This is a genomic window from Streptomyces sp. NPDC023481 (assembly GCF_055560195.1).
This window is the reverse complement of sequence record NZ_JBVHJE010000016.1, coordinates 62,563-86,426: the sequence shown is the minus strand read 5'-3', so window position 1 is coordinate 86,426 and position 23,864 is coordinate 62,563. Positions and strand designations below refer to the sequence as shown.

23 protein-coding genes are annotated in these 23,864 nt (G+C 70.8%); 11 read left to right on the top strand and 12 right to left on the bottom strand.

The window, feature by feature from the left end; all coding sequences use genetic code 11:
- Positions 1-69: 69 nt before the first annotated feature.
- A complete protein-coding gene (locus ACZ3ZD_RS27805) occupies positions 70-1,854 on the bottom strand; it encodes an FAD-binding dehydrogenase (protein WP_467402780.1) in 1,785 nt (594 codons plus the stop codon).
- Between the two features lie 317 nt (positions 1,855-2,171).
- Here ACZ3ZD_RS27805 and ACZ3ZD_RS27800 point away from each other — a divergent pair, with 317 nt between their 5' ends.
- From ACZ3ZD_RS27800 to ACZ3ZD_RS27790, 3 genes are all read left to right on the top strand, one after another.
- The gene (locus ACZ3ZD_RS27800; RefSeq protein ID WP_467402776.1) at positions 2,172-2,471 is read left to right on the top strand and encodes a hypothetical protein; all 300 of its coding nucleotides are present in this window, start codon (positions 2,172-2,174) and stop codon (positions 2,469-2,471) included.
- 587 nt (positions 2,472-3,058) lie between these two features.
- Positions 3,059-3,460: a hypothetical protein gene (locus tag ACZ3ZD_RS27795; RefSeq protein WP_467402774.1), complete on the top strand. Its 402-nt coding sequence runs from the start codon at positions 3,059-3,061 to the stop codon at positions 3,458-3,460.
- A gap of 330 nt (positions 3,461-3,790) precedes the next feature.
- Positions 3,791-4,768 carry an L-threonylcarbamoyladenylate synthase gene (locus tag ACZ3ZD_RS27790; protein ID WP_467402771.1) on the top strand — a complete coding sequence of 326 codons (978 nt, stop codon included), beginning with the start codon at positions 3,791-3,793 and terminating at the stop codon, positions 4,766-4,768.
- Between the two features lie 118 nt (positions 4,769-4,886).
- Here ACZ3ZD_RS27790 and ACZ3ZD_RS27785 read toward each other — a convergent pair whose 3' ends face one another.
- The 3 genes from ACZ3ZD_RS27785 to ACZ3ZD_RS27775 all read right to left on the bottom strand — a co-directional run bounded on the left by ACZ3ZD_RS27785 (position 4,887) and on the right by ACZ3ZD_RS27775 (position 7,725).
- A complete protein-coding gene (locus ACZ3ZD_RS27785) occupies positions 4,887-5,528 on the bottom strand; it encodes a carbonic anhydrase (protein WP_467402766.1) in 642 nt (213 codons plus the stop codon).
- A gap of 362 nt (positions 5,529-5,890) precedes the next feature.
- Complete coding sequence (locus ACZ3ZD_RS27780) at positions 5,891-6,373, bottom strand: DUF3618 domain-containing protein (protein WP_467402763.1); 483 nt, start codon at positions 6,371-6,373, stop codon at positions 5,891-5,893.
- Between the two features lie 278 nt (positions 6,374-6,651).
- A complete protein-coding gene (locus ACZ3ZD_RS27775) occupies positions 6,652-7,725 on the bottom strand; it encodes a YihY/virulence factor BrkB family protein (protein ID WP_467402762.1) in 1,074 nt (357 codons plus the stop codon).
- Between the two features lie 125 nt (positions 7,726-7,850).
- On the opposite strand from ACZ3ZD_RS27775, the gene ACZ3ZD_RS27770 reads away from it, so the two are divergent.
- Positions 7,851-8,330: an ATP-binding protein gene (locus tag ACZ3ZD_RS27770; RefSeq protein WP_467402760.1), complete on the top strand. Its 480-nt coding sequence runs from the start codon at positions 7,851-7,853 to the stop codon at positions 8,328-8,330.
- Positions 8,331-8,457: 127 nt separating this feature from the next.
- Positions 8,458-9,447 (top strand): magnesium and cobalt transport protein CorA, encoded by a 990-nt coding sequence (locus ACZ3ZD_RS27765; protein ID WP_467402756.1) that lies wholly within the window; start codon positions 8,458-8,460, stop codon positions 9,445-9,447.
- Between the two features lie 86 nt (positions 9,448-9,533).
- On the opposite strand, the gene ACZ3ZD_RS27760 is transcribed toward ACZ3ZD_RS27765, so the two are convergent.
- The 3 genes from ACZ3ZD_RS27760 to ACZ3ZD_RS27750 all read right to left on the bottom strand — a co-directional run bounded on the left by ACZ3ZD_RS27760 (position 9,534) and on the right by ACZ3ZD_RS27750 (position 12,052).
- A complete protein-coding gene (locus ACZ3ZD_RS27760; protein ID WP_467402751.1) occupies positions 9,534-9,737 on the bottom strand; it encodes a cold-shock protein in 204 nt (67 codons plus the stop codon).
- Positions 9,738-9,925: 188 nt separating this feature from the next.
- A complete protein-coding gene (locus ACZ3ZD_RS27755; RefSeq protein WP_467402749.1) occupies positions 9,926-10,471 on the bottom strand; it encodes a hypothetical protein in 546 nt (181 codons plus the stop codon).
- Between the two features lie 609 nt (positions 10,472-11,080).
- On the bottom strand, positions 11,081-12,052 hold the full coding sequence (locus tag ACZ3ZD_RS27750; protein ID WP_467402746.1) for a Clp protease N-terminal domain-containing protein: 972 nt from the start codon (positions 12,050-12,052) through the stop codon (positions 11,081-11,083).
- A 68-nt stretch (positions 12,053-12,120) separates the two neighbouring features.
- On the opposite strand from ACZ3ZD_RS27750, the gene ACZ3ZD_RS27745 reads away from it, so the two are divergent.
- The 3 genes from ACZ3ZD_RS27745 to ACZ3ZD_RS27735 all read left to right on the top strand — a co-directional run bounded on the left by ACZ3ZD_RS27745 (position 12,121) and on the right by ACZ3ZD_RS27735 (position 15,323).
- Positions 12,121-12,480, top strand: coding sequence for an excisionase (locus ACZ3ZD_RS27745; protein ID WP_467402744.1), 360 nt, complete (start codon positions 12,121-12,123; stop codon positions 12,478-12,480).
- 88 nt (positions 12,481-12,568) lie between these two features.
- A complete protein-coding gene (locus ACZ3ZD_RS27740) occupies positions 12,569-13,258 on the top strand; it encodes an SDR family NAD(P)-dependent oxidoreductase (RefSeq protein ID WP_467402741.1) in 690 nt (229 codons plus the stop codon).
- 40 nt (positions 13,259-13,298) lie between these two features.
- Positions 13,299-15,323, top strand: coding sequence for an alpha/beta fold hydrolase (locus tag ACZ3ZD_RS27735; protein WP_467402739.1), 2,025 nt, complete (start codon positions 13,299-13,301; stop codon positions 15,321-15,323).
- 33 nt (positions 15,324-15,356) lie between these two features.
- Here the strand turns inward: ACZ3ZD_RS27735 and ACZ3ZD_RS27730 are convergent, their stop codons facing one another.
- Positions 15,357-15,671, bottom strand: a complete 315-nt coding sequence (locus ACZ3ZD_RS27730; RefSeq protein WP_467402735.1) for a hypothetical protein — start codon at positions 15,669-15,671, stop codon at positions 15,357-15,359.
- Complete coding sequence (locus ACZ3ZD_RS27725; RefSeq protein WP_467402733.1) at positions 15,668-16,486, bottom strand: phytanoyl-CoA dioxygenase family protein; 819 nt, start codon at positions 16,484-16,486, stop codon at positions 15,668-15,670. The genes ACZ3ZD_RS27730 and ACZ3ZD_RS27725 overlap by 4 nt, the downstream gene beginning before the upstream one ends.
- A gap of 70 nt (positions 16,487-16,556) precedes the next feature.
- Between ACZ3ZD_RS27725 and ACZ3ZD_RS27720 the strand changes: the two genes are divergently transcribed.
- On the top strand, positions 16,557-17,330 hold the full coding sequence (locus ACZ3ZD_RS27720) for an AraC family transcriptional regulator (RefSeq protein ID WP_467402730.1): 774 nt from the start codon (positions 16,557-16,559) through the stop codon (positions 17,328-17,330).
- Between the two features lie 75 nt (positions 17,331-17,405).
- Here the strand turns inward: ACZ3ZD_RS27720 and ACZ3ZD_RS27715 are convergent, their stop codons facing one another.
- Positions 17,406-18,731, bottom strand: coding sequence for a phosphatase PAP2 family protein (locus ACZ3ZD_RS27715; RefSeq protein ID WP_467402728.1), 1,326 nt, complete (start codon positions 18,729-18,731; stop codon positions 17,406-17,408).
- Positions 18,732-19,251: 520 nt separating this feature from the next.
- On the opposite strand from ACZ3ZD_RS27715, the gene ACZ3ZD_RS27710 reads away from it, so the two are divergent.
- Positions 19,252-20,568 (top strand): N,N-dimethylformamidase beta subunit family domain-containing protein, encoded by a 1,317-nt coding sequence (locus ACZ3ZD_RS27710; RefSeq protein ID WP_467402725.1) that lies wholly within the window; start codon positions 19,252-19,254, stop codon positions 20,566-20,568.
- A gap of 266 nt (positions 20,569-20,834) precedes the next feature.
- Here ACZ3ZD_RS27710 and ACZ3ZD_RS27705 read toward each other — a convergent pair whose 3' ends face one another.
- Positions 20,835-22,085, bottom strand: coding sequence for a cytochrome P450 family protein (locus ACZ3ZD_RS27705; protein ID WP_467402722.1), 1,251 nt, complete (start codon positions 22,083-22,085; stop codon positions 20,835-20,837).
- Positions 22,086-22,289: 204 nt separating this feature from the next.
- Entirely contained in the window at positions 22,290-22,655 is a 366-nt protein-coding gene (locus ACZ3ZD_RS27700; RefSeq protein ID WP_467402719.1) for a peptidase inhibitor family I36 protein, read from the bottom strand.
- A gap of 216 nt (positions 22,656-22,871) precedes the next feature.
- On the opposite strand from ACZ3ZD_RS27700, the gene ACZ3ZD_RS27695 reads away from it, so the two are divergent.
- The gene (locus ACZ3ZD_RS27695; protein ID WP_467402717.1) at positions 22,872-23,855 is read left to right on the top strand and encodes an AraC family transcriptional regulator; all 984 of its coding nucleotides are present in this window, start codon (positions 22,872-22,874) and stop codon (positions 23,853-23,855) included.
- Positions 23,856-23,864: the final 9 nt, after the last annotated feature.

Below are 23,864 nucleotides of genomic sequence, written 5' to 3'. Positions count from 1 at the left end.
CCTGGGGCGCGCCCCTTCAGGTCGGCGAGCCCCAGGGTACTGGGCGCAACAGTCGCGGCGTCCTGGGACTCAGGTCGCCGTCGCGGCTGCCGCCGCCCGGCCCGCCTGGCGGCCGGAGAACAGGCAGCCGCCGAGGAAGGTGCCCTCCAGAGAGCGGTATCCGTGGACGCCGCCTCCGCCGAAGCCCGCGACCTCGCCGGCCGCGTACAGCCCTGGGATCGGGTCGCCCGCGGCGTTCAGGACGCGGCCGGTGAGGTCGGTCTGCAGGCCACCGAGGGTCTTCCGGGTGAGAATGTTGAGGCGGACGGCGATGAGCGGGCCGGCACCGGAGTCCATGATCTTGTGGACCGGGGCCGTACGGCTGAGGGTGTCTCCGGGATAGGCCAGTGCGTTGCGGATACCCATGACCTGGACGTCCTTGGTGTAGGGGTTGTCGATCTCCCGGTCCCGGGCGTCGATCTGGCGCTGGAGGTCGTCCAGCTTGATCAGGTTGTCGCCGGTGAGTTTGTTCATGCCTCTGACGAGTTCGGAGAGGGTCGTAGCGACGACGAAGTCCACTCCGTTCTTCTTGAACTTCTCGATCGGCTCCGGGCTCTGCCAGATGCGGGAGAGCAGCTTCCAGACGTTCTTCTCGGTCAGGTCCGGATTCTGTTCGGATCCGGAGAGCGCGAACTCCTTGGCGAGGATCTTCTGGGTGGTAACGAACCAGGAGTAGTCGTAACCGGTGTCGGTGATCGACTTCAGGGTGTGGAGGGTGTCGTAGCCGGGGATGTCGGGCGAGTTGAAGCGTTTGCCGGTGGCGTCGAACCACATGGATGACGGTCCGGGCAGGATGCGGATGCCGTGGTTCGGCCAGATCGGGTCGTAGTTGCGCAGGCCCTCGGTGTAGTGCCACATCCGGTCGGGATTGACGATACGGCCGCCCGCCTTCTCCGTGATCGCGAGCATCCGTCCGTCCACGTGCGCCGGGACGCCGGTGACCATGAACTTCGGTGGTGTACCGAGGCGGGCGGGCCAGTTCTGCCGCACGAGGTCGTGGTTGGCGCCGATGCCACCGGAGGTGACGATCACGACCGGGGCGCGGAGCTCGAACTCGCCCACGACCGTGCGCGAGCTGGGCTTGCCGCGCTGGGCATCGCTCGGTTCCAGGATCGCGCCGCGTACGCCGGTGACGGTGCCGCCCGAGGTCATGATGTCGTCCACGCGGTGCCGGAACCTGAAGGTGACCTTGCCGTCGGCCTCCGCGGCCTGCACCTTCTTCTCGAACGGCTCGACGACGGCCGGCCCGGTGCCCCAGGTGACATGAAAGCGAGGCACCGAGTTGCCGTGCCCGTCCGCGAGCCCACCACCGCGCTCGGCCCAGCCGACGACCGGGAACCACTGCACACCGAGCCCCGCGAGCCAGGACCGCTTCTCACCTGCCGCGAAGTTCACATACGCCTCGGCCCACTTGTAGGCCCAGTAGTCCTGGCCGGAGGGGTCGTCGACACCGCGGTCGAAGCCGGCCGTGCCCAACCAGTCCTGCCAGGCGAGGTCATGGGAGTCCTTGATGCCCATGAGGCGCTGTTCCTCGGAGTCCACGAGGAAGAGACCGCCGAAGGACCAGAACGCCTGACCGCCCAGGGAGGCCTCCGGTTCCTGGTCCAGGAGCAGCACCTTCCGTCCTGCCGCGACCAGTTCGGACGTGGCGGTCAACCCGGCGAGTCCGTGTCCGACCACGATCGCGTCCGCGTCCTGCGACTCGGCGGCGAAGGCGGGCATCGTCTGGGCGAGGGTCGCCGCGGCGAGAACTCCGCCGGTCACTGTCAGGGCGTGGCGGCGGGTGATGCCGGCCGGGGCTGAGGTGTTCTGCATGACTGCCTTCCGGGGGCGTGCGGAGGGACGGGGACGCGCCGGGGACTCCTGCGGCGGCGGGGTGTTACCGACGGTAGCCCAGCGGTGTCTTCTGCGACCAGAGTGCTGCGCGATGAACTCCACCTGGCCATGGGAGAGTTACTCGCACGCGGTGCGGGAGGCGCACCGCTTCCTGGGAGCGGGCATGGGAGAACGCGCCGGCCGCGCCGGTCGCGTTCGTTGCCCGACAGGCATACCGGTGCGCGACGGGCCCACCATCGCCCGACGCCGGTGACTTCCGCCCCGGACAGCTCGGCCCGTCGGCGTATCTGTGGTGAGTGGAACGGCAGTTACCCCAGGGCGGGCATGAAAGTGCCCCCGGTCAGCGGTTTCCCGTTGGGCGGGGGCTACTTACCGCACGCAGCGATCACGCTGAGGGCTTCATCGTCGTGGTGGGCGACGGCGTCTGGGTCGTGGCGGTGGGGGATGGCGACGGCGACTTGGTCGTCCTCACCGTCTCCGTCGGTTTGGTCGTCTCGGTCACCGAAGTGGTCGGCGAGGGCGACTTCTTCGGCTTGCTCGTTCCTGTCGACTTGCAGACCGTGTGGCCGTTGACCCAGACGCGCTTCTTGTGCTGACCCTGTCCCCTGACTTCCCAGTGCCCCTTCTCCTGGTGGCACTTCGGTTTGGCTGGAGTGGCGTGCGTGCTCACGTCAGCGGAGTGTTGAGCGGTAGCGATTCCGGCTGCTCCGCCGAGTGCCAGGACCGGCACCGTTACAGCCGCAACTACAGCCCCTCTCACATGAGTTCGCATGACGGCTCCCTCTCACTGTCGGATTCCAGTCCATGCTTGCCCCTCGTTTCAAGGCTGTCATGACGCCATAAAGATGGCAAATTCGGACAAATGTCTCCACGGTCTGGAATGTTCTTGCAGCGAGAAGGAGGGCCCCCGGTCACCCACCAGGTCCACCCCTACGCCCTGCGGCGCGTGTTCGACTACCAGGGGGCGAGGTTCTCATGCGACCGGCAATCACCTCGGCGCCCACCGGCGAAGAGACTGGCAGCCGGGCCTGCAATCGCCCCAACGGGCCCGTGACCAGAAACAGGCAAGGCGCAGGATATCACCACATATAGTGCGAAGTGTCGCCAAGTGAGCCAAGTGGCGAGAGCCGCAGACCGGCGCCAGCCTGGGAGGGTCCATCGAGCGACAGGACGGGAGACACCCATGACGTCCGTACTCCGTCACCACTGCCTTCGTACGCTCGGCGCCGGAGTCCTCTCCGTGGCGCTGCTCTCCGGCGGTACGGCCGGAGCGCTGGCCGCGAGCCCGAGCCCGTCGACCATGGCCTCGATCACCGTGAAGGCCGACAAGCGTGACGTGAAAGCCGGGGACAAGGTGGTCTTCACCGGCCGCACCAAGGGCCTGAAGATCGGCTCCCCGCTCGTGCTCCAGCACGAGAAGTCCGGCAAGTGGACCTCGCTCAGGGCGACCGCCAAGGTCAAGAAGGGCAGCTCGTACGCCCTGGTCGCCAAGCTCAACACCAAGGGCACCGAGCACCTGCGGATCGCGGGCGTGAACGCGTCGGGGAAGGTCTTCTCGCCCACCGTGACAGTCAAGGTGAAGTGAGCCCGCGCACCAACAGGCCCAGGGCAGCCTCTCATCCGTGACGGAGGCGGCCCGTGGGCTGGAAAAGGGCCGGCCCCGGCCGCGGTGATCGGTCGGTCGGGTCCGGTGTGCGGCAGACGTCCGCGTTGCACCACGGCAGCATGGTGCACGTGGCGAACAGCTTCGGCAGCACGGTGCACGTGGCCGACAGCTTCGGATCGTCGCCCCCTGTGCCACTTGTCGCGGGCGACCCGGCGCGCCGGCCCTGGGATGAGGGGGAACCCCGTCGGGCGCGGTGGTGATCATGAGGCCCGCCGGTCCCTGTCGTGTCGTCCACCTAGGATTGTGCGGGTGACGACGAGAACCAGTGACATCGAGAAGGCGGCCGATACGCTCCGCGCCGGAGGACTCGTGGCGTTTCCGACCGAGACCGTCTACGGTCTGGGCGCCAACGCCGAGGACCCTGCCGCTGTCTCACGCATCTTCCAGGTCAAGGGGCGTCCGCCCTCCCACCCGCTGATCGTGCACATCGGTGGCGCGGACCAGCTGGACGAGTGGGTCGAGGATGTGCCGGCGACGGCGCGCGTGCTGGCCGAGCACTTCTGGCCGGGGCCGCTCACGCTGGTTCTGCGGCGCGGTCGCCGGGTGCCCCTGGAGGCGACGGGGGGCCTGGAGACCGTGGCCGTGCGTGTGCCCGACCACCCCGTCGCCCTCTCGCTGCTGTCGGCCTTCGGTGGTGGTGTCACGGCCCCGTCCGCCAATCGCTTCGGGCAGGTCAGCCCCACCACCGCGCACCACGTCCGTGCCGAGCTCGGTGAAGCCGTCGACTTCGTGCTGGACGGCGGGTCCTGCGAGGTCGGCGTCGAGTCGACGATCGTGGACGCCACGGGCGAGGTGCCGAGCATCCTGCGCCCAGGCGGGGTGACGCGCGAGGACCTCGAAGCGGTGCTGGGGCGCCCGCTCGCGGTCCACTCGACGAGCCACGTCCGGGTGCCGGGCCAGCATCCGTCGCACTACGCGCCGCGTGCGCGGGTCGTCCTCGTGGAGCCCGAGAAGGTCGTCGCCGAAGCGGAGCTCGCGCAGGAGCTGGGGCACCGGGTGGGCGTCTTTCTTCCGCCCACGCTTTCCGATGCCGAGGTGAAGGCGCACGCCGTGGCGGCGGTCCCCGCTTCGTTGGCCGCCTACGCGCGCGGGCTGTACGGGTTCCTGCGCGAACTCGACCAGCAGGGGTGCGACCTCATCATCGCGTCCCTGCCGGCGGAGGAAGGGCTGGGCCTGGCGATCGCCAACCGGCTCCGCCGCGCTGCCGGGCCCCGCCCCTCCATGTGACCACCTCGGCCCGCCGCGACCAGCCTCGGGCCGTCGTGACCAGCCTCGGCTCGATGTAACAGCCTCGGCTCGGCGGCGTGCCCGGGCGGCCACGGCCGTGCAGTCACCTCCGTCGCGGTCAGGGCGCGGCGGGCACCGGCACATCGAGGCCGCGGGCCGCGACGACCTGCGCGCTGCCGTCGGCCAGGCGGTAGCACAGGCCCACTACGGCGGCCTGCCCGGCGGCGACCTTGTCGGCGAGCACCCGGGAGCGGTCCAGCAGCAGGTCGACGGTGTGCCTTATGTGCTCGGCGAGGATCTCCTGCGGCTCGACGCGGCCGGCGGCCCGCGCCGCCAGCACGCTGGGCGTCACCCGCTCCACGACGTCCCGGATGTAGCCGGCCGGCGTCCTGCCGTCCTCCAGCGCGGCGCACGCCGCGCCGACGGCACCGCAGGAGTCGTGACCGAGCACCACGACCAGCGGACAGCCCAGCACGTCGACGCCGTATTCGATGCTGCCCAGCACCTCCGAGCCCGTCACGTGGCCCGCGGTGCGCACCACGAACAGGTCGCCCAGGCCGCGGTCGAAGATGATCTCGGCGGCCAGGCGGGAGTCGGAACAGCCGAACAGCACGGCGAAGGGCTGCTGGGACGGCGCGATCTCGGCGCGGCGGGTGGCGTCCTGGTTCGGATGCTCGGGGCTGCCCGCGACGAAGCGCTGGTTTCCGGCCAGCAGCAGTTCGAAGGCATCGTGGGGCGTCGGAGTCTTGATCTCGGTCATGTCGGCAGCTTAGGCCCCGCCGTCCGGCGCCGCACCGCCTGGTCACGCGTAAGCCCCCGCCCGCGACTCCGTCACACACCGTCCTGGACACCACCGCGGGCGGCGCCGTCGTACGGCACCACCGCGGGCCCCCACCGCCGCGCCCGCCGCGTCCCACGACACCCCCCGGCAGCCCCGAGGTGGCCGGGGAACGGTATCGTCACGGTGGGTGACGTGCTCGGCCACGGGGCGCGGGAAGCCGGCCGCCAACTACCCATGCGGGTACCACCCGCCTGCGCCGGCTGACCGAGTTCCGGCCGCTCGACGTCGTTCATACCGTCGACGCACCGTGCGCGCACCGACCGGTTCGTCGGCGACCCCGCTCACCGCTTCGAGCGGCGGCCGGCGAACCACGCCACAGCGGCCACGCCCGCCGCGGCCAGCAGGGCCTTCCGGTTGTTCCGCGCCAGCAGCGCTCCTTGGGCCGCCGTCTGCCGGACGGGCTCGGGTGCCTTCTCTTCCCACAGCTGACCGGCCTGAGCCGCCTTCGCACGGGCCTGCTCGGCCGCTTGGACGGCACTGCCCCTGACCTGCTCGGGCAACCGCTCCTGCGCCTGACGACCCAGGGTGGCGGCCTTCGCCTTCAGTTCCCCGGCCCTGAGGGCGGCCTGCTCCTTCAACTCGCCGGCCTTCGCGGCGGCCTGCTCCTTCACCTCGGCGGCCTTCTCCTGGACGCTCGCCTTCACGTCGGCCTTGGCCGCCAGCTCCTCGATCGACTCCCCGAGCTCGGTCTGCGTCCGGACGACCTGCTCGTGCAGTTCCTCGGGGCTGGTGGCGATGGGCTCGTCATGCGGAGGCTGGGTCATCGGTACGTACTCTCCTTCATCTCGACCACGTCGGCACCGTCTCGATCGTCTGCTCGGGTGTGGGCGGCGCGGTCCGGTCGGCCTGCTTCTCTCCGCTTATGGCCACCATCACGGCGATCACACCCCGCACCGGGACGCAAGCAGGGCCGGCCCTCGGGCCGGACAGCTCCTGCCGAGCGTCGAAACCGCGGCCGTCCATCACCTCGCTGCCCGACCGTCCGCCCCACGGAGGAGTCCGCGAGTACCGTCCGCCCCACGGAGGGGTCCGCGCGTACCTGTCACACCTCCCCGAGGCGGCGCCGGTCCTCCTCGTCCCAGGTTCGGGTGTCGCGGGGCTGGGTGTACGGCTCGGTGTCCGGCGGCAGGCCGCCCGCGATGGCCCGCTGCCGTACCGTCTCGGCGTCGAACTCCAACCCGAGCAGGATGGCCAGGTTGGTGATCCACAGCCAGACCAGGAAGACGATGACGCCGGCCATGGTGCCGTAGGTCTTGTTGTACGAGGCGAAGTTGGCGACGTAGAACGCGAAGCCCGCCGAGGCGGCCATCCAGATCAGCAGGGCCAGGACGCTGCCCGGGGTGATCCAACGGAAGCCCTTCACCTTCGCGTTGGGGCTCGCCCAGTACAGGATGGCGATCATGATCGTGACCAGGACCACGAGGACCGGCCACTTGGCGATCGACCACGCCGTCAGCGCCGTGTCCCCGATCCCCAGCGCGGTACCGGCCCGGCGGGCCACGCCGCCGGTGAACACCACGATCAGCGCACTGACCACGGCCAGGACCATCAGGACGATCGTCACCCCGACCCGGACCGGAAGGATCTTCCACATCGGGCGGCCCTCCGGCATGTCGTAGACGGCGTTCGCCGCGCGGATGAACGCCGCCACATAGCCGGAGGCCGACCACACGGCCAGGATGATGCCGACGATCGCCATGACCGAGCCGACGCCGGCCTTGCTCTGCAACTGCTCCACGGCCCGGGTGATGATGTCCCTGGCCGAGCCGGGAGCGAGTTTCCTGATGTTGGCCAGCACCGTGTCGGTCGCCGACCTGCCCGTGATGCCCAGCAGTGACACGAGCACCAACAGTGCCGGAAACAGCGACAGCACCCCGTAGTACGTCAGGGCCGCCGCCCGGTCGGTCAGCTCATCGTCCTGGAACTCGTGCAGCGCTCCCTTGAACACGGCGCCCCAGGCCCGCTTGGGCAGCTTGGCCGGCGTGTCCGGTGCCTGTCGCTCCACTTCCGGCCCGGGCCCGGCCTCCTCGGGGGCCGGCTCCTCGCGTGTCTGTGCCTTCTCGCCACCTCGGTGCGCTTTCCACCCTGTCCGCCCTGGAAGATGCAGCCTCGCCATAGGCGTCGGTTAACCCCTCTTGGCCCCGCCTACGCCTGCGCGGAGAGCGGCTACAAAAGGTCGGCATGATCGCTTCGACCGGGGGTATGCGCGGAGCTATGAACGGGGTGGCGAAGGCGGTGGGGATGCAAACAGTCCTTTTCGGCGAGCAGGGCACCACGGCTCCGGACCCGGAGCCGTGGCGGATCTCGGCCGCGCTGGACGGCGACGGCGCGTGCATCGCCGAGGCGCGTGATCTCGCCGTCGGCTTTCTCACGCGGCTCCAGGCCGACCACGGCGTGCCCGTCCCGTCCCGTGCGATGGACCTCACGCAGCTGGTGGTCAGCGAACTGGTCACGAACGCCCGCAAGTACGCGCCCGGTCCGGTCCTGCTCGATCTGCGGGTCACCGACGCGGTGGTCGAGGTGGCGGTCTGGGACAGCGATCCGGTGCTGCCGGTGGCCCGCGCCGCCGACCCCGGCCGGGTCGGCCAGCACGGACTGGAGATCGTCATGGCGGTCGTTCAGGGCTTCGAGGCGCGGCGGGAGGCGGTCGGCAAACGCATCACCGCCCGTATCGCCCTCGTGGACGACCCCTACGAGAGCACGGCCCGCCGCCGGCCCTGAGGGGAGACGCCGGGCCCGGCTCACCGCACCGCACGTGGCGGCCGACCGGGCAGCGGTAGCCGTACCGCGACCAGGCCTTTGCACTCCCGCGCGCATGGAACGCGGTGACGGAAGCATCCGATAGGACATGGAGTGCGTGATCTATCAGGAGCGGACGGGTGAGTGCGAGCGGATCGACTGCCGGGAGGCGGACGCGGGATGCCAGGCCACCCTGGACCGCCTGGCGGTGCTGAAACCGGATGAATTCGCCTGGATCCGCATGGACGAGCCCCGCCAGGAGGAGTTGCAGCGGCTGGGCGAGTATCTCGATCTGCATCCTCTGGCGATCGAGGACGCGGTCCAGGCCCATCAGCGGCCCAAGCAGGAACGCTACGGCGATGTCCTCGCGGTCGCGGTGAAGACGCTCTGGTTCGTCGAGCGGAGCGCGGACGTGGAAACCGGGGAAGTGATGATCTTCCTCGGGCCGTCCTTCGCGCTGACCGTACGGCACGGAGCGAACGATCCGACGGTGGAGGCCGCGCGCCGGCTCGCTGAGCAGCCGGAGATGCTGCGGCTCGGGCCGGCCGGCGTCCTGCACACGGTGACGGACGTGATAGTCGACGCGTACGCCGAAGCCGCATCCCAAGTGCGCACGGATCTCACCGAGTTGGAGCGGTGCGTCTTCTCACCCTCCCGCGACGACCTCACCGAGCGGATCTACTCCCTCAAACGTGAGGTCGTGGAGTTCCGCGACGCCATCCAGCCCCTCGTCCCCGTCATGCAACCCTTCACCACGGCCCGGGACGACTGGCCGCGGCAGCTCCTGCCGTATTTCCGCGACGTGACGGACCACCTCACCCGCACCGACACCGAAGTCCGCGCCCTGGACGACCTGCTCGCCTCCGTCCTCGACGCCCACCTCGCCAAGGTGGGCACCTGGCAGAACGACGACATGCGCCGCATCAGCGCCTGGGCGGCCATCTTCGCCATCCCCACCATGGTCGCCGGCATCTACGGCATGAACTTCTCCCACATGCCCGAACTGGACTGGCGCTACGGCTACCCTTGCGCCCTCGCCGTGATGGCCCTCGGCGCGGGACTGCTGTACCGGGCCTTCCGCCGCAACGGCTGGCTGTGACCGCGAACCGCGTACGGCCCGCCCTCTGATACGCCGAGGCGGCTGCCCCCGAGGGGCAGCCGCCCCGTCATGCCCTGTCCGTCCGCTCAGCCACGGACGATGTTCTGGGCCTGCGGTCCCTTCTGTCCCTGCCCGATCTCGAAGGTGACGTGTTCGCCCTCGGTGAGTTCGCGGAATCCGCCGCCCTGGATCTCGGAGTAATGCGCGAAGACGTCGGGGCCTCCGCCATCCGGCGAGATGAAGCCGAAGCCCTTCTCCGCGTTGAACCACTTCACAGTGCCGCTGGCCATCAGATGATCCTTCGTCCATGCCCGGGAACAGCCCCTGGTCCGGGTCTGCTCCGGCTCTTCACCAACAGGAGCCGCACACGATCTACCCGAAGACACCGGGCTTTACCCGTCCGGACACGGTCCCGCACCGCCGTCCGGGTGACATCTTCCGCCACAACGTACGACGTTCCCCTCGGCGTGGAGTGGGCTCATCCGGACGTCCTGTGCAGCACTTCCTCCGCCTGGCGGATCCGCCACTCCTCGACCGTGTCCTGCTGTCGCCGGGCTCGTTCGAGCAGGGTGCCGAGCCGGGCGGGGTCCAGGCGCTCCTCCGTCGCGCTGAGCCGGCGCAGGGTCTGCCAGACGGCCGCCTTGCCCTCGATCCCCAGCCGTAGCGCTTCGAGGTCCACCAGGAGGCCGAGCGGGGAGCGGCGTACCAGGCGACCGTTCGGCTTCAGCCGTCCGGCCTTCTCCCCCGCCCACCCCGCGTACACCTTGTAGCGGCGAACGGGAAGGCCGAGATCCCGCATGATGGTGATCAGCGTCGTCCGGTCCTCGGCGATCTCCGCTGCGACGGGCTCCAGTGCGCGCCCGAGCGCGGAGCCGCGGGAGGCGCGGGCCAGACGGGTGGCGCGTTCGGTGCCGGCGGTGGCGCCGGCGAGGTGGTCGTTGAGGTAGATGCCGAGCAACTTCACGTTGACGCCTTGTCCGGTGGGGCGGCGGTGGGGCGCGTCGGACTTCGCGGGGGCGTTCATCTTCGGGCTCCTTCGGTTGCCGGGCTGGTGGGTCGTCCGCGTGCCGGAGCTTGGATCCGGGCCGCGGGGAGGTGGCGGGTCTGCCTCAGGAGGGCGGCCATGTCCTGGGGGGTGGCGTGACAAGGTGCCGAAGGCGAGCTGGTCGTCGGTCTGCGGCACCGTCTTCCTCCTCAGGTCGGTCTCCCGGGTCCCGGGTACCGCGGTTTCGCCCCTGCGATGCCCGGGTGCGGCACGGTCGCGTCCGGGCGTCGTCCCGGCCGTCGGCACGGTCCGGCCGAGCCGGCATCTCGACGGGCTCAGCCGGCGGAACGACGTGCACCGGGGGGCGTCCACCGGTGGCCGGATCGCGTCGGTGCCGGCCAGACGCGAGGGGGACCTGTGCTCGTCGTCCTCGATGGGGTACCCCCGTAGGCATACGACTCGCCTCGTATCAGGAGGAACCCGCGGCCGCCGTGGGCCACTCGGCGTGGGCGGCCGGGGCTCCTGTTCCGTCCCGTGTTCAGTCCTGCGTGACGCGGTTGATCGTCCTGCCGTGAACAGGCCGATCAGTCCCAGCCGGGCGGCGGCCGGGTCGCCGAGGGGGATCCCGCTGGTGGCGAACGGTCCCGTTCACCGGCGGAGGCGAGGCGCGAGCACCGTGCGTACGGCCTTGGTCACCCTGCTCTCGGCGGATCCGTCCTCCTGCCCCGGTTCCGGGTCCAGCAGGCGCTGGATCTGCAGCAGCAGTTGGTTGGTCGACCGCCAGAGCGGGACGAACATGCCGGCGACCGGGCCGACACCCTGGATCGGACCGCCGGACAGCTCGGTGGCCTTCCTGGCGGCCGCGACCGTCGTCGGGTCCCGCAGGATCAGGTGCACCTCGTCGTCGACCAGCCGCATTTCCATCCTGCGTGCGGCGGCTTCCTCCGGGTTCGCGTCCGCGGTCGTCTCCGGATCCAGTTCGTCGATCTTGGCGGCGACCGCGTCCGGGTCGACCCCGAGTTCGCGCAACACCCTGGCCGCCATGCTGTTCTCCGCCCGGAGCATCGCCTCCAGCAGATGATGGCTGCCGACCGGTGCGCCACCGGCCAGCGCGCTGGCGGTGGACACGGCCTCCTCGGTGGCAGGCGTGCCGGCGGGCCATGGGCCGGCCGCCACGTCCTGCGGTCCCTCCAGCGCCGCCAGCACCGCGGCACGGATTCTGCTGACCGGACTGATCCGTTCGGCGAGCAGCTTGGCGCCGACGCCCTCACCTTCGCTGACCAGGGCGAGCAGGATGTGTTCCGTACCGACGTCGTGGTGGTGCAGCTGCTGCGCCTCGTGCAGGGCCAGTTGCAGTGCCTTCTTGGCACGCGGCGCGAACGGGATGTGGCCGCTCAGCTGCCGTGTGCCGGGCTTGACCAGCGCGGCGACATCGGCCTGCGCGGTCTCCTTGTCGTACCCGAGCTGGTGCAGGACCTTCGCCGCCGTGCTGTCCGGTACGTCGAGCAGGGCCAACAGGATGTGCTCCGTGCCGATGTGGTCGTGCTTCAGCAGTCGGGCGTGCTCCTGGGCGGTGACGACCACCCGGCGGGCCTTCACGGTGAACCTCTCGAATGTCATGCTTCTATGGTCACAGCCCTGTCAATACACTGCTTTTGACAGGGTGACCATGGCGAAGGGAGGGTGCGATGGAGACGCCGTCGGACTGGGAGGACCGGCTCGCGCGCTGGCAGAACGAGCTGGAGCTGTTCGAGCAGTTGGACGGGACGCCCTGGGTGACGCTGGCCAAGGCGGAAGCGGAGACCGGGGTTTCCCGCTCGGCGCTGCGGTCCTGGTACCGCAACGGCGAGATCCAGTCCCGGCTGGTGGACGGCCCGAACGGGCCGCAGCGGCTGGTCCGGCTGGACGCGGTGACCGAGCGAGCCGCAGCGTCACCGCGCATCCAGCGCAGGGCGGAACGCGAAGTCAGCCTTGAGGCTCAGGTCGCCCTGCTACGACACCGGGTTGACCAGCTCGAGCTACGGCTGGCCGCGCTGGAACGGCAGTGACCGGCACGGGGCGGGGCGGAGTGCCCTGGGCCGGCGGGCGTCGTAAACCGTTGGTCGATCGCATCGACCCGGAGGAAGACTGTTCCCCATGACAACAATCTTGATCACCGGGGCCAACAAGGGCCTCGGCCACGAGACGGCCCGCCGTCTGATCGCCGCGGGGCACACCGTCTACGTGGGAGCGCGCAGCATCGAGCGGGGCTCGGCCGCCGCGGCCGAGCTCGGGGCGCGGTTCGTGCAGCTCGATGTCACCGATGACGCGTCGGTCGCCGCCGCCGTGGCCACCGTCGAGGCCGGCGGCGGGTTGGACGTCCTGGTCAACAACGCCGGAATCGAGGTGCGTTCACCGCAGGGCGACATCATCGGCGCCGCGGAACTGACCGCCGACGTGATGCGGGAGGTGTTCGAGACCAACGTCTTCGGTCTGGTCCGGGTGACCCACGCCTTTCTGCCCCTGCTGGAACGCTCCACCGCCCCGGTCGTGGTCAATGTCAGCAGCGGCCTGGCCTCGCTGGCCCAGGCCGGCAAGGGCTATCCGGGTGCTGCCTATCCGACGTCCAAGACCGCCGTCAACATGCTCACCGTGCAGTACGCCAAGGCGTTCCCGCGCATGAGGATCAACGCCGTGGAGCCCGGCTACACCGCGACGGACCTGAACCGGCACGAGGGCGCACAGACCGTCGAGGAGGGCGCCGAAGTCATCGTCCGGATGGCCCAGTTGGGTCCGGACGGCCCGACCGGCGGGTACTTCGACAAGGTCGGCCGAGTGCCCTGGTAGTCGCTTCCCCTGAACCCCTTCGGCGGGCAGGATGATCGTCATGACCTGCGACCGAGACGACACCGCCGCGTTCCACGACCTGTTGGCCGCACACTCCCGGCTGACCGACCTGGCGTTGGCGCCTGATGGGGCGCGTCTGATCGCGTCCGTGCAGTCGGTCGACGAGGAGGGGACCGGGCGCGTGATGACGCTGTGGGAGGTCGATCCCTCGGGCGGGGGTGAGGCCCGTCTCCTGGCTCGTTCCGTCGAGGGTGACTCCGATCCCGCGTTCGCCGCTGACGGGACGCTGCTGTTCCTGTCCGGCGGCGAGCGGCGGGACACCGCCGGTGAGGAGTCCGGCGGTGACTCGTTGTGGGCCCTGTCCGAGAGCGGCGAGGCCCGCCGGATCGCCCACCACCCCGGAGGCGTGTACGCCTTCACCGCCGCGGCGGATGCCGACGTGGTCGCTTACACCGGTGAACTGCTGCCGGACGCGGCGGACATCGCGGCGTACGCAGAGTTCCGCCGTGTGCGGGAGAAGGCCATGGTCACCGCTGCCTTGTACGACGAGACCGCGACCGGTGCCTGGAGCGCGGCCCTCGGGCCCGAGGAACCGCACACGTTCGTCCTGCGCGCCGACGGGTCCTCGGTGAACGCCGGCAGCCAGGGGCTTGTGGGCTCCGCGGACATGGCCCTGTCTCCGGACGGTTCCCTGGTGGCCTACATACGGGCCGCCACCGGCCGTACCCCGGACACGAACACCGTGGTGATCGCCGACGCGGCCACCGGTGTGCAGCGCCACGCGCTCTCCCGCCCCGGCCGGCAGTACTACCGCCCGGTGTTCACGGCCGACGGCTCGACGCTGATCTGCCAACGCCAGCAGGAGGAGACGTACGACACCGAGTGGCGCGTCACCCTCGTGGCGTTCGACCTGAGTACCGGCGGGGAGGGCGACGAGGTCGAAGAGACCGATCTGCTCGCGGAGTTCGACAACTGGCCGTGGCCGGGACGCCCGGTTCCGTCGCCGATTCCCGGAGACGGCACGGTGTGGTTCACCGGGGACGAGCAGGGGCACTGCCCGGTCTTCCGTCGTGACGCGGACGGCACGATCACCCGCCTGACCGCCTCCGGCGCCCACACCTCGCTCTGTGTGACATCCGATGGGACCACCCTGTACGCGCTGCGCAGCGCGATCGACAGTCCGCCCCGCGTGGTGCGCCTGGACGCCGCCGCACCCGACCAGCAACCCGCCTTCCTCAAGGCCCCCGGCGACCTCGGCCCGCTGCCCGGCACCCTGACCGAGGTGCACGCACAGGGGGACGACGGTTTCGCCCTGCGCGGCTGGCTCGTCCTGCCCGAGGGCGCGTCGTCCGAGCGTCCCGCGCCCTTGCTCGTCGTACCGCACGGTGGACCGCAGGCGTCCTGGAGCGCCTGGACGTGGTCCTGGAACCCCTGGCCGTTCGTGGCCCGCGGCTACGCGGTGCTGCTCCCGGACCCGGCCCTGTCCACCGGCTACGGCCAACGGATGCAGGAGCGCGGCCGGGGGCAGTACGGCGGTCGGCCCTACCGTGACGTCATCGCGCTGACGGACGCGGCACTGGCACGCGCCGACCTCGACACGACCCGGACGGCCCTCGCCGGCTGGTCCTACGGAGGCTATCTGGCCAACGTGGCAGCGACACTCACCGACCGCTTCAAGGCGATCGTGTCGGCCGCCGGGATGTGGAACCTGGAGGCGTTGCAGACCGACACGGACATGCACGCCTACTTCCACAAGATCTTCGGCGACCCGCGGACGCAGCGGGAGCGGTACGAGGCCAACTCACCGCACCTGCACGCGGCGGGGTTGACGACGCCGATGCTGCTCGTGCACGGCGGGAGGGACTACCGCGTGCCGATGGGCCAAGCGCTCAGCCTGCACAGCGATCTCCAGCGGCTGGGCGTGCCGGTCACCTTCCTGCACTTCCCCACCGAGGGGCACACCATCGGGGCGCCGAACCACATCCGGGTGATGTACGAGACGGTGCTGAACTTCCTCGACCACCATGTGCTCGGGAAGGAGTGGCGGCGCCCGGCGATGCTCTGACCTCGCCCAGGGCCGGTGAAGCGCGTGCCGCGGTCACCGGCCGGTACCGGGCGGTTCCACCAACTGCTCGAAGAGGAACTCGTGCTTCAGGAACGAGACGTCGTACTCGTGCCCGGGATACGGCGGGATCAGCTGGGCCGCCTGGATCAGACGCCAGCCGTCGCACAGGGCGGCCACGCCGGTCTCGTAGGGGGGTTCGTCGCCGTCACCCGTGGTGGGGGACGTGCGGCCGGTGCCGTCGTAGAGCGACCAGCCGACGACCGCGGAGTCCAGTGCCGACGTGCTCAGGTACAGCACCAGCAACCGCTGCCGGAGTGCGGGGGTGACGGGTGGGACGTCCGCGGTCATGCCGGCAGCTCCTGCGGTCGGTTGGAGACACGGGTGACCCAGTACTCCAGGTCGAAGTCCTCGTCGCCGGTCAACTCCCGCCACCACAGGACGCGGTTGTAGACCTCCAGACGCGCGGTCGCGCCCTCGTACCAGGGGAAGACGGTGTTCAGCTCGGCGGCCACCCGCGGGTCCGAGAGGTCCGTGGTGTCCCACAGCCGCCGTTGCCGTACGGTCGGGTTGAAGCGGATCTTGAACATGTAGCGCGGGACGCCGCTGTCGTTGCGCCGGCCGCCGTGCCAGAGTCCGTGGTGCAGAAACACCACGGTGCCCGCCGGGCAGACCAGGCGGTCCTGGCCGCGCAGGTTCTGGTACCGGCCGGTGTCGCTCTCGTTCGTGCGCCGTAGATGGCTGCCGGGCACGCTGAGGGTGCCGCCCATCTCCAGGGTCACTTCCTGGGGGTAGTACATGAGCTGGACGTCGAACGCGTCGTTCCGCACGTCGATGATCGCGTCGGCGTGCAGCGGCTGTGCCTGGCCCTCGTACGGCCCCCGGACGTGCACGAAGTGGTGGTCGATGTGCGGGTCGGGCCCGACCAGGCTGCGCAACGCGCCCGCGATCTCGGGCAGTTCGACCAGTCGCCGCGCGAAGCTTCCCTCGGGGTAGGCCTCGGCGACCGGTGTGCCGTACGGCACGGGCGGGACGCCGGCCCGGAAGACCTCCATGGCCTCGGCGTTCAGCTCCGCCGGTACCACGGCGTCCAGGCGCAGTGAGCCGTGTGCGACGAAGTGCGCCATCCGCACCGAGCTGAGCAGGTGCTCCCTGGTTGTCGTCATGCCCCCACGGTAGGGAGCGCATCGCGTCGGGCGCGTGGGCCCGGCTCACCATCACTGGTAGGTTTTCACCGTGTTCGAGGTCGTGGTCCGCCTGGACGAGCCGCCCGTCGTGGCGAGCGTCGGCGTCGGGGTCCACGGGCCGGCCGGGCACACGGACGTGTTCCGGCTGCCGGACCTGTGGCAGCTGCACCTGTACCGTTACGAGGCCGAACTCACCGTCGACGGCACACCCCACGCCGTCCGCCCGGGCCGGGTCAGCCTGGTCCCGCCCGGCACGACCGTCCGGTACCGCTACCGTGGCCGCTCCGAGCATCTGTACGCCCACCTGCGGCTGCCCGCCACCGGTGAGTCCCGGACGGTGCCCGTGATGCAGGACGCGGGGCCTGAACTGCCCACGGTGTCGGCCCTGATGCTGCAAGCCGTCGCCGCGTGGCCGAGCGTCCCGCTCCGGGCCTCGGCCGAGGTCTGGGCCGCCCTGTGGCGTGTCTGTCACCTCACCCCGGCCGCCCCGCAGGGCCCCGGGGACGGGCCCCACCCGGCCGTCACCGCCGCGATCTCCTACATCGAGGCGCGGCTCGCCGACCGGCTCACCGTCCCGGGTGTGGCCCGCGCCGCCGGGGTCTCCCACAACCACCTCACCCGGCTCTTTCGCGCGGCGACCGGCGACACGGTCGTCGCCTACATCCGTCGCCGCCGCCTGGAACGCGCGCGCCACCTGCTGCGCGAGTCCACGCTGTCCATCTCCGCGGTCGCCGCCACGGTCGGCATTCCCGACCTCCAGGCGTTCAACAAGGCCTGCCGCCGGGAACTGGGCGCCTCGCCCCGGGCCGTGCGCGCGCTCTGAAACCACCCGGTCATTCACCTACTGCACCGAGCAGTCCTTCGCCAAGGGCGGTCCGGACGCCTGCACAGGGCGAGCTCAGACGAGTTCGGGTTGCGGGTCCGTCAGGGGTGCGGGGGCGGCGGCCGGTTCCCATGCTCTGGTGGTGCGTAGGTAGCCGTAGACCACCGAGGCCATCGCCAGAAGGAGAAGCGGCCCGAAGGCCGCTCGGTATTCGGCCAACTGCATCGGCAGGTAGCGGTACGACACCAAGAGCGCGGCGAATACCGTGATGCCGTAGCCGACGAACAAAATTGCTCGTCTGTCCCAGCCGCGGTCGAACGCGCGCAGCGCCGTTTCTATGGTGAGCGCGAACACGACACCGGCGACGAGATCGGCACCGTAGTGGTAACCGAAGCCCAGCGTGGCGACGAGCGTGGCTGTCAGCCAGAACAGTCCTGCTGCGCGCAGAAGACGTGGGCCTTTGCGGGTGTGGATGAATATCGCGGTGGCCCACGCCGTGTGCAGGCTGGGCATGCAGTTGCGGGGGGTTATCTCGTCGTACGACATCGGGTGCGGGGTGGTGATCGACGGAGGCGTGTCCGGCCACAGGTTGGCCAGCGCCCACTGGACGCCGCCGGTGCCGGAGGCACCCGGGCCGTAGGCGAAGACCGGCCCGACCACCGGGAAGATCATGTAGATGGCCGGTCCGATGAGGCCGATCACCAGGAAGGTGCGCACCAGGTGGTGGCTCGGGAAGCGGCGCTCGACCGCCACGTTCCGCAGCTGGTAGAGCGCGACGACGACCGCGGCGACCGCGAGCTGCCCGTAGACCAGGTGGAGAAGGTGGGGGCCGACCGGGTCGGTGGCCCTGACGATCCGGCCTGCCAGCCATGACGGGTTGCCCAGCGCGTGGTCGGCGGTTGCCACGTACGGGTCGAGCACCGTCGGGCGGGTCTTGGACGTGATGAACAGCCAGGTGTCGCCGGTCTTGCGGCCGGCCACCAGCAGCAGGCCCAGCCCGACGCCCTTGAGCAGGAGGACGCGTTCCTCACCGGTGCGGCGGGTCACGGCGATGACCCCGTATCCGAGCATCACCCACAACGCGCCGTTGCCGAAACAGCGGCCGTCGGTCATCTCGGCGTCGACCGCCCACCGTACGAGCACGAAGCCGACGTCGATCGCGATCGCGATCCCGGCCGCGATGAACCGTTGCCGCCAGGTGAGCACGACCATCATCAGCGCCAGGCCGCCGTACAGCGGCCCCGGTTTGGGAGCGAATATCAGCTCCCCCACCTGGCTGGTGACCGGTCCCGGTTGACCGTAGCGGCGTGCGACGATCTCCAGCGCGACGAGGAATCCCAGAGCCGCCACACCCGCTGCGGCCCACACCTTCGCTCGCTGTCGAGGCCATGCGGCCCACACGGTTCTGCCGATTTCCTGCGGGATGACCCGTGACGCTCTGGATTTCAATCTTCTGGCCGTCTTGTTCGAATGGGTTCGATAGAGGAAAAACAATGCCGCTTACCATCGAGAGTTCGAACATGTTATCGGAGTGATGTGCCGTGGTTTGAGCGGGTCCCGGTAGGAGCGCGCTGCCCGCGTCGCTGTGTCACCTTGGCCGGAGAGCAGGACAAGCGAGAGCCCAGGTGCGGGAGGCGTGATGGGCGTGGATTCAGCCGGGCGAGAGGGGCCGGAGCACGGAGCGGCGCCCGGAGCGGCACACGGACGGCGACTGGGGCGCAGGCGCTTCGTCGGAGCGTGCGCCGGGCTCGGGCTCGCCTCGGTGACGGCCGCCGCCTGCGACGCGACCGCTCCCCCGCGTACGCCCGGCCGGGCGGCCGGCTCCCACCGGCCCGAAGCGGAACGGGACCGGCCGGGGACACCCGATTGGCGTATCACGTCCCGGGGTCCCGCTCCGGCCGTCGCCGGCTACACGGACCGGGTGAGCGTGACCCCGGGCGAGGAGTGCGGCCTGTACGTCTCGACGACCGCGGCCTCCTTCCGGGTCTCGGCCTTCCGCGTCGGCTGGTACGGCGGGGCGCAGGCCCGGCTCGTGTGGTCGTCGGAGCGGATACGGGGCCGTGTCCAGCCGGAACCCCGCTTCCTGTCCGGCACCCGCACCGTGCGCGCGGACTGGCCGCGCACCCTCACGTTCGGCACGGCCGGCTGGCCGGAGGGCGCGTATCTGCTGCGGCTGGAGGCGGACAGCGGCCACCAGCGCTACATCCCACTGATCGTGCGCTCCACGCGGGGCGCGGGCCGTACGGTCCTGATCCACGCCCCGGCGACCTGGCAGGCGTACAACCGGTGGGGCGGCTACAGCCTCTACGCCGGCGGCTCCGGCGCGTACGCCACCCGCTCCCTGGCCGTCAGCTTCGACCGGCCCTACGACGCCGACGGCGCGGAGAAGTTCATGGTGTACGAACGGGCGGCCGTGGTGCTGGCGGAGCGGCTCGGCATATCCCTCGCCTACACGACCGGGACGGATGTGCACCGCGACCCGGGGATCCTGCGCGGCGCGGCCGCGGTCGTCTGTCTGGGGCACGACGAGTACTGGACCGCACAGCAGCGCCGGCACGTCACCGAGGCCCGCGACGCCGGCACCAATGTGCTGTTCCTCGGTGCCAACACCTGTTTCCGCCGGGTCCGTCTGGAGGAGGGGGAGACGCGGCCGGACCGCACGCTCGTCTGCTACAAGTCCTCCGTGCGGGCCGATCCCCTCTACGCCACCCGGCCCGCCCTGGCGACCACCGACTTCCGCCAGGCTCCGGCGCCGGATCCCGAGTCGTCGCTCACGGGAGTGCTCTACGAGGGCTATCCGACGGACGCGCCGTACGTCGTCCACGCGGCGGACCACTGGCTGTACGAGGGGACGGGCGCCCGGCCCGGCGACGGCTTCGACCACCTGGTCGGCGTCGAGTACGACCGGGTCACCCCCACGGCACCGGTCCCCGAGCCGCTGGAGATAACGGCCCACTCCCCCCTGGTGTGCGGTGGCCGCCGTAGCCACAGCGACTCGGCCTACTACACGGCCCCGAGCGGCGCGGGCGTGTTCGCCACCGGCACCATGCGCTGGGTGGAGGCCCTCATGGCCGGCACCCGGGACGGCGGCCGTGACCACGGGATGGACGCCCGCACCCGCGCCTTCGTGACCCGCACGACGGAGAACGTCATGCGCGCCTTCGCGGAGGGCCCGGCCGGCCGGCACCGCCCGGCAGCGCGCCCGAACGTCGGCGAGGTGTACAAGGCCGGGACGTGAGGAGGCCTCCGCGGAGCCCGCCGCCTCCGCCCCCTGCCGGCTTACGCCCTCACCGGCCGGCGCCGGCCGTCCCGGCGCGGGCGGCGTGGAGGGCCACCCTGTACGGGTCGGCTCGATCCGGACGGGGACGGTTCGCTCGGGCCAGGGTGGACACCGGCCGCGCGCGTCACCGTGCGTCGGCGTACTCGGTTTCCGGCTGAGTGGCCGCACGCGTGAAGTCGCCGGTCGCCGCGGTCCGGGCCTCCGGTACGGCATGGGGCTGCCGCTCAGGCGACCTGACGCGGGGATGCCTCCGTCCGGTCGGCCGGGGTGAAGGTGACCGGGAGGTGCGCCGGGCCGCGTAGGCCGCCGGGGCGCCAGGTCAGCTCGGCCGGTGGTACGGCCAGGGTGAGGTTCGGCAGGCGGCGCAGGGCGGTTCCGATGGCGATCTCGCCCTCCAGCCGGGCGAGTGGTGCGCCCAGGCAGTAGTGGATGCCGTGTCCGAAGGCCAGGTGGCCGTTGTCGCGCCGGGTGACGTCCAGCCGGTCGGGGGCGGGGAACCGGTCCGGATCCCGGTCGGCGATCGCGGACGCGACGAGTACGGTCGCGCCGCGTGGCACGGTCACGCCCGCTATCTCGACGTCCTCGCGGGCGAAGCGGATGATGCCGGGACTGACCGGGCCGTCGTAGCGGAGGAACTCCTCGATCGCGTCAGGGAGCAGTTCCGGATGATCGCGCAGCAGGGTCAGCTGGTCGGGGTGGGCGAGGAGTGCGGCGATACCGCCGCCGATCAGGTTGACCGTGGTGATGTACCCGGCCACCAGCAGCAGGAAGGCCATGGCGATCAGCTCGTCCCGGCTGAGCCGCTGCTCCTCGTCATGGGCGCTGATCAGCGCGCTGAGCAGGTCGTCTCCCGGCCGGGCGCGCTTGGCTTCGAGGTGCGCGGTCAGATAGGCGCGCATCCGCTGCCACGCCTCGTTGACGACGGCCGGGTCGGGCATCCGTTCGCCTCGGACGAGCATGGCGTCGGTCCACCGCTGGAAGTCGTGCCGGTCGTCCACGGGTACGCCGAGCATCTCGCTGATGACGGTGACCGGCAGCGGCAGGGCGAAGTCGGCCACGAGTTCGGCCCGGCCGGCCGGCACCACCGCGTCGAGCAGCCGGTCGGTGATCTCCTGGATCCGGGGCCGCAGCTCGGCGACCCGGCGGGCGGTGAACGCCTTCGAGACCAGGCGGCGCAGACGGGTGTGGTCGGGCGGGTCGGAGCGGAGCATGGTGCTCATCAGCGATTCCCGCTCGAAGTCGGGCAGCTGTGCGGTGAAGCGGGGGTCCGAGGCGTCCCGCACATCGCTGCTCAGCCTCGGATCGGACAGCGCGGCCAGCCCGTCCTCGTAGCGTGTGACCAGCCAGGCGTCCAGGCCCCCGGCGATGACCGCCCGCCGGACCGGGCCGTCCTCACGCAGCCGCCGGTAGAGCGGGAAGGGGTCCGCCACGAAGGCCGGGTCGGCGTAGGGAAGAAGCATGGGCTGCTCACTCATCGCACCTCCCGGAGGTGTGTCCCTTATGTGGGCGTATACCCATATTTCCGACCCGGCAGAGCCCGACGGTACGGTTCCGGCTGCGGGAGGCTCGGGCCTGCCGGTCGCCGGCCCGCTGGGCCTTCGACGACGCGGGACTGTTCCGGCTGACGAGGCGAGGCGGCCGGGGCCCCGTGGGGTGCCCCGGCCGGGAGTCGCGTGGGGTCAGCAGGCGTCGACGTACCAGACGGGGCCCCAGTCCGCGTGGGCGTCCGAGGAGGGGGCGCCCGGGGTGGTGTAGATGAGCTTCTTGTTCTTGTCGTACATGCGGGCCTTCGTCCCTGCCGACTGGTTGTTGTACCAGGACCCGCCGCTGTTCAGGCCGTCGGGGATCTCCTGCAGGTAACAGTCCTTGAACCTGAAGGACAGGCCCTCGAAGTTCGCCTGCTTGTAGCCGCAGAAGTAGTACTTCGGGCAGTCGGACGGTGCCGCCGCCGCCCGGGGCTGGGCAGAGGCGGCGGGGGCGAGCATGCCGGCCGCGCCGAGCAGCGCGGCGGCCGCGGCGAGGCCGACCTTGTGTGACGTCCGCACGAAAGATCCTCCCATCTCATGGACGCACCACCCGGAGTGCGGCGGTGCGATCCGAGCCTGCCCGCTCGCCCCACCCCGCGTCGTGAGCACACGGCGCACACTGCTTGGCACGCGGCGCACATGCCGATTGACGAAGAAGCGTCTTTCGTCGGCGGCCCGCGGTGACGGACAGTGCTGGTTGACCGAGCGACACCGGTGACGCCACGGGGAAACGTCATGATGACCGTCCTGGACACGTCCTGTTTACCGACCTCCGAGCGAACTGCCGCCTGGGTGGAGGCCACCGCGCAGGCCCTGGTGACGACCCGCCTCCGGTTCACCGACCCCCCGAACTTCGAAGCGCGCATACGGGCCATGGCGCTCGGGCCGGTGCAGCTGTCGGCGATCTCGTACACGCAGCTGGTCAGCTACCGCTCCCCCCGCCTGATCCGCGAGTCGGATCCCGAGCAGTACCAGATCGCCGTCATCACCTCGGGACGGCAGGGCATCGAGCAGGCGCGGCACCACAGCGTCCTCGGTCCCGGTGAGATCGTCCTGTACGACAGCTCCCGGCCCTTCGAGGCGTCGGCCCGCGGTCCGGGCAGCTGCGGTGCCCTGGTCGTGCAGTTCCCCCGGCGGATGATGCCGTTGCCCGACCGTGTGGTCGCCCCGCTGTGCGGGACGGACCTCGGCGCGGCCGACGGCGTCGGGCACGTCTTCCACCAGACCCTGGCCGGCCTGGCGCAGGCGGAGCCCGACCTGACCGCCGCCGACCGGCACAGGCTCGGCGCGACCGTCGTCGACCTGGCCGCGGCGGTCATCGCCCGGCGCGCCGACCGGACGTCCGCGCTGCCGCCGGAGAGCCGCACGGCGACGCTGTACCGGCAGATCACGGCGTTCATCACCGAGCACCTGCACGACACCGCCCTGGGACCGGCCACGGTCGCGGCGGCGCACAACATCTCGCCGCGCTACCTGCACCGTGTCTTCCAGGCGCACGGCACGACCGTGAACGGGTTCATCCGCCGGGAACGGATCGCCCGTTGCCGCCGGGACCTCGCGGACCCCCTGCTCCAGGCCACACCCGTCAGCGCGATCGGGGCCCGCTGGGGCTATCCGAGGGCGTCCGACTTCACCCGCGCCTTCCGCACCGCGACGGGCACGACCCCCACGGCGTACCGGAGTTCGCGCGGGCAGGCCGAGGACGGGTCGCGGCTCTGAAGGCCGCCT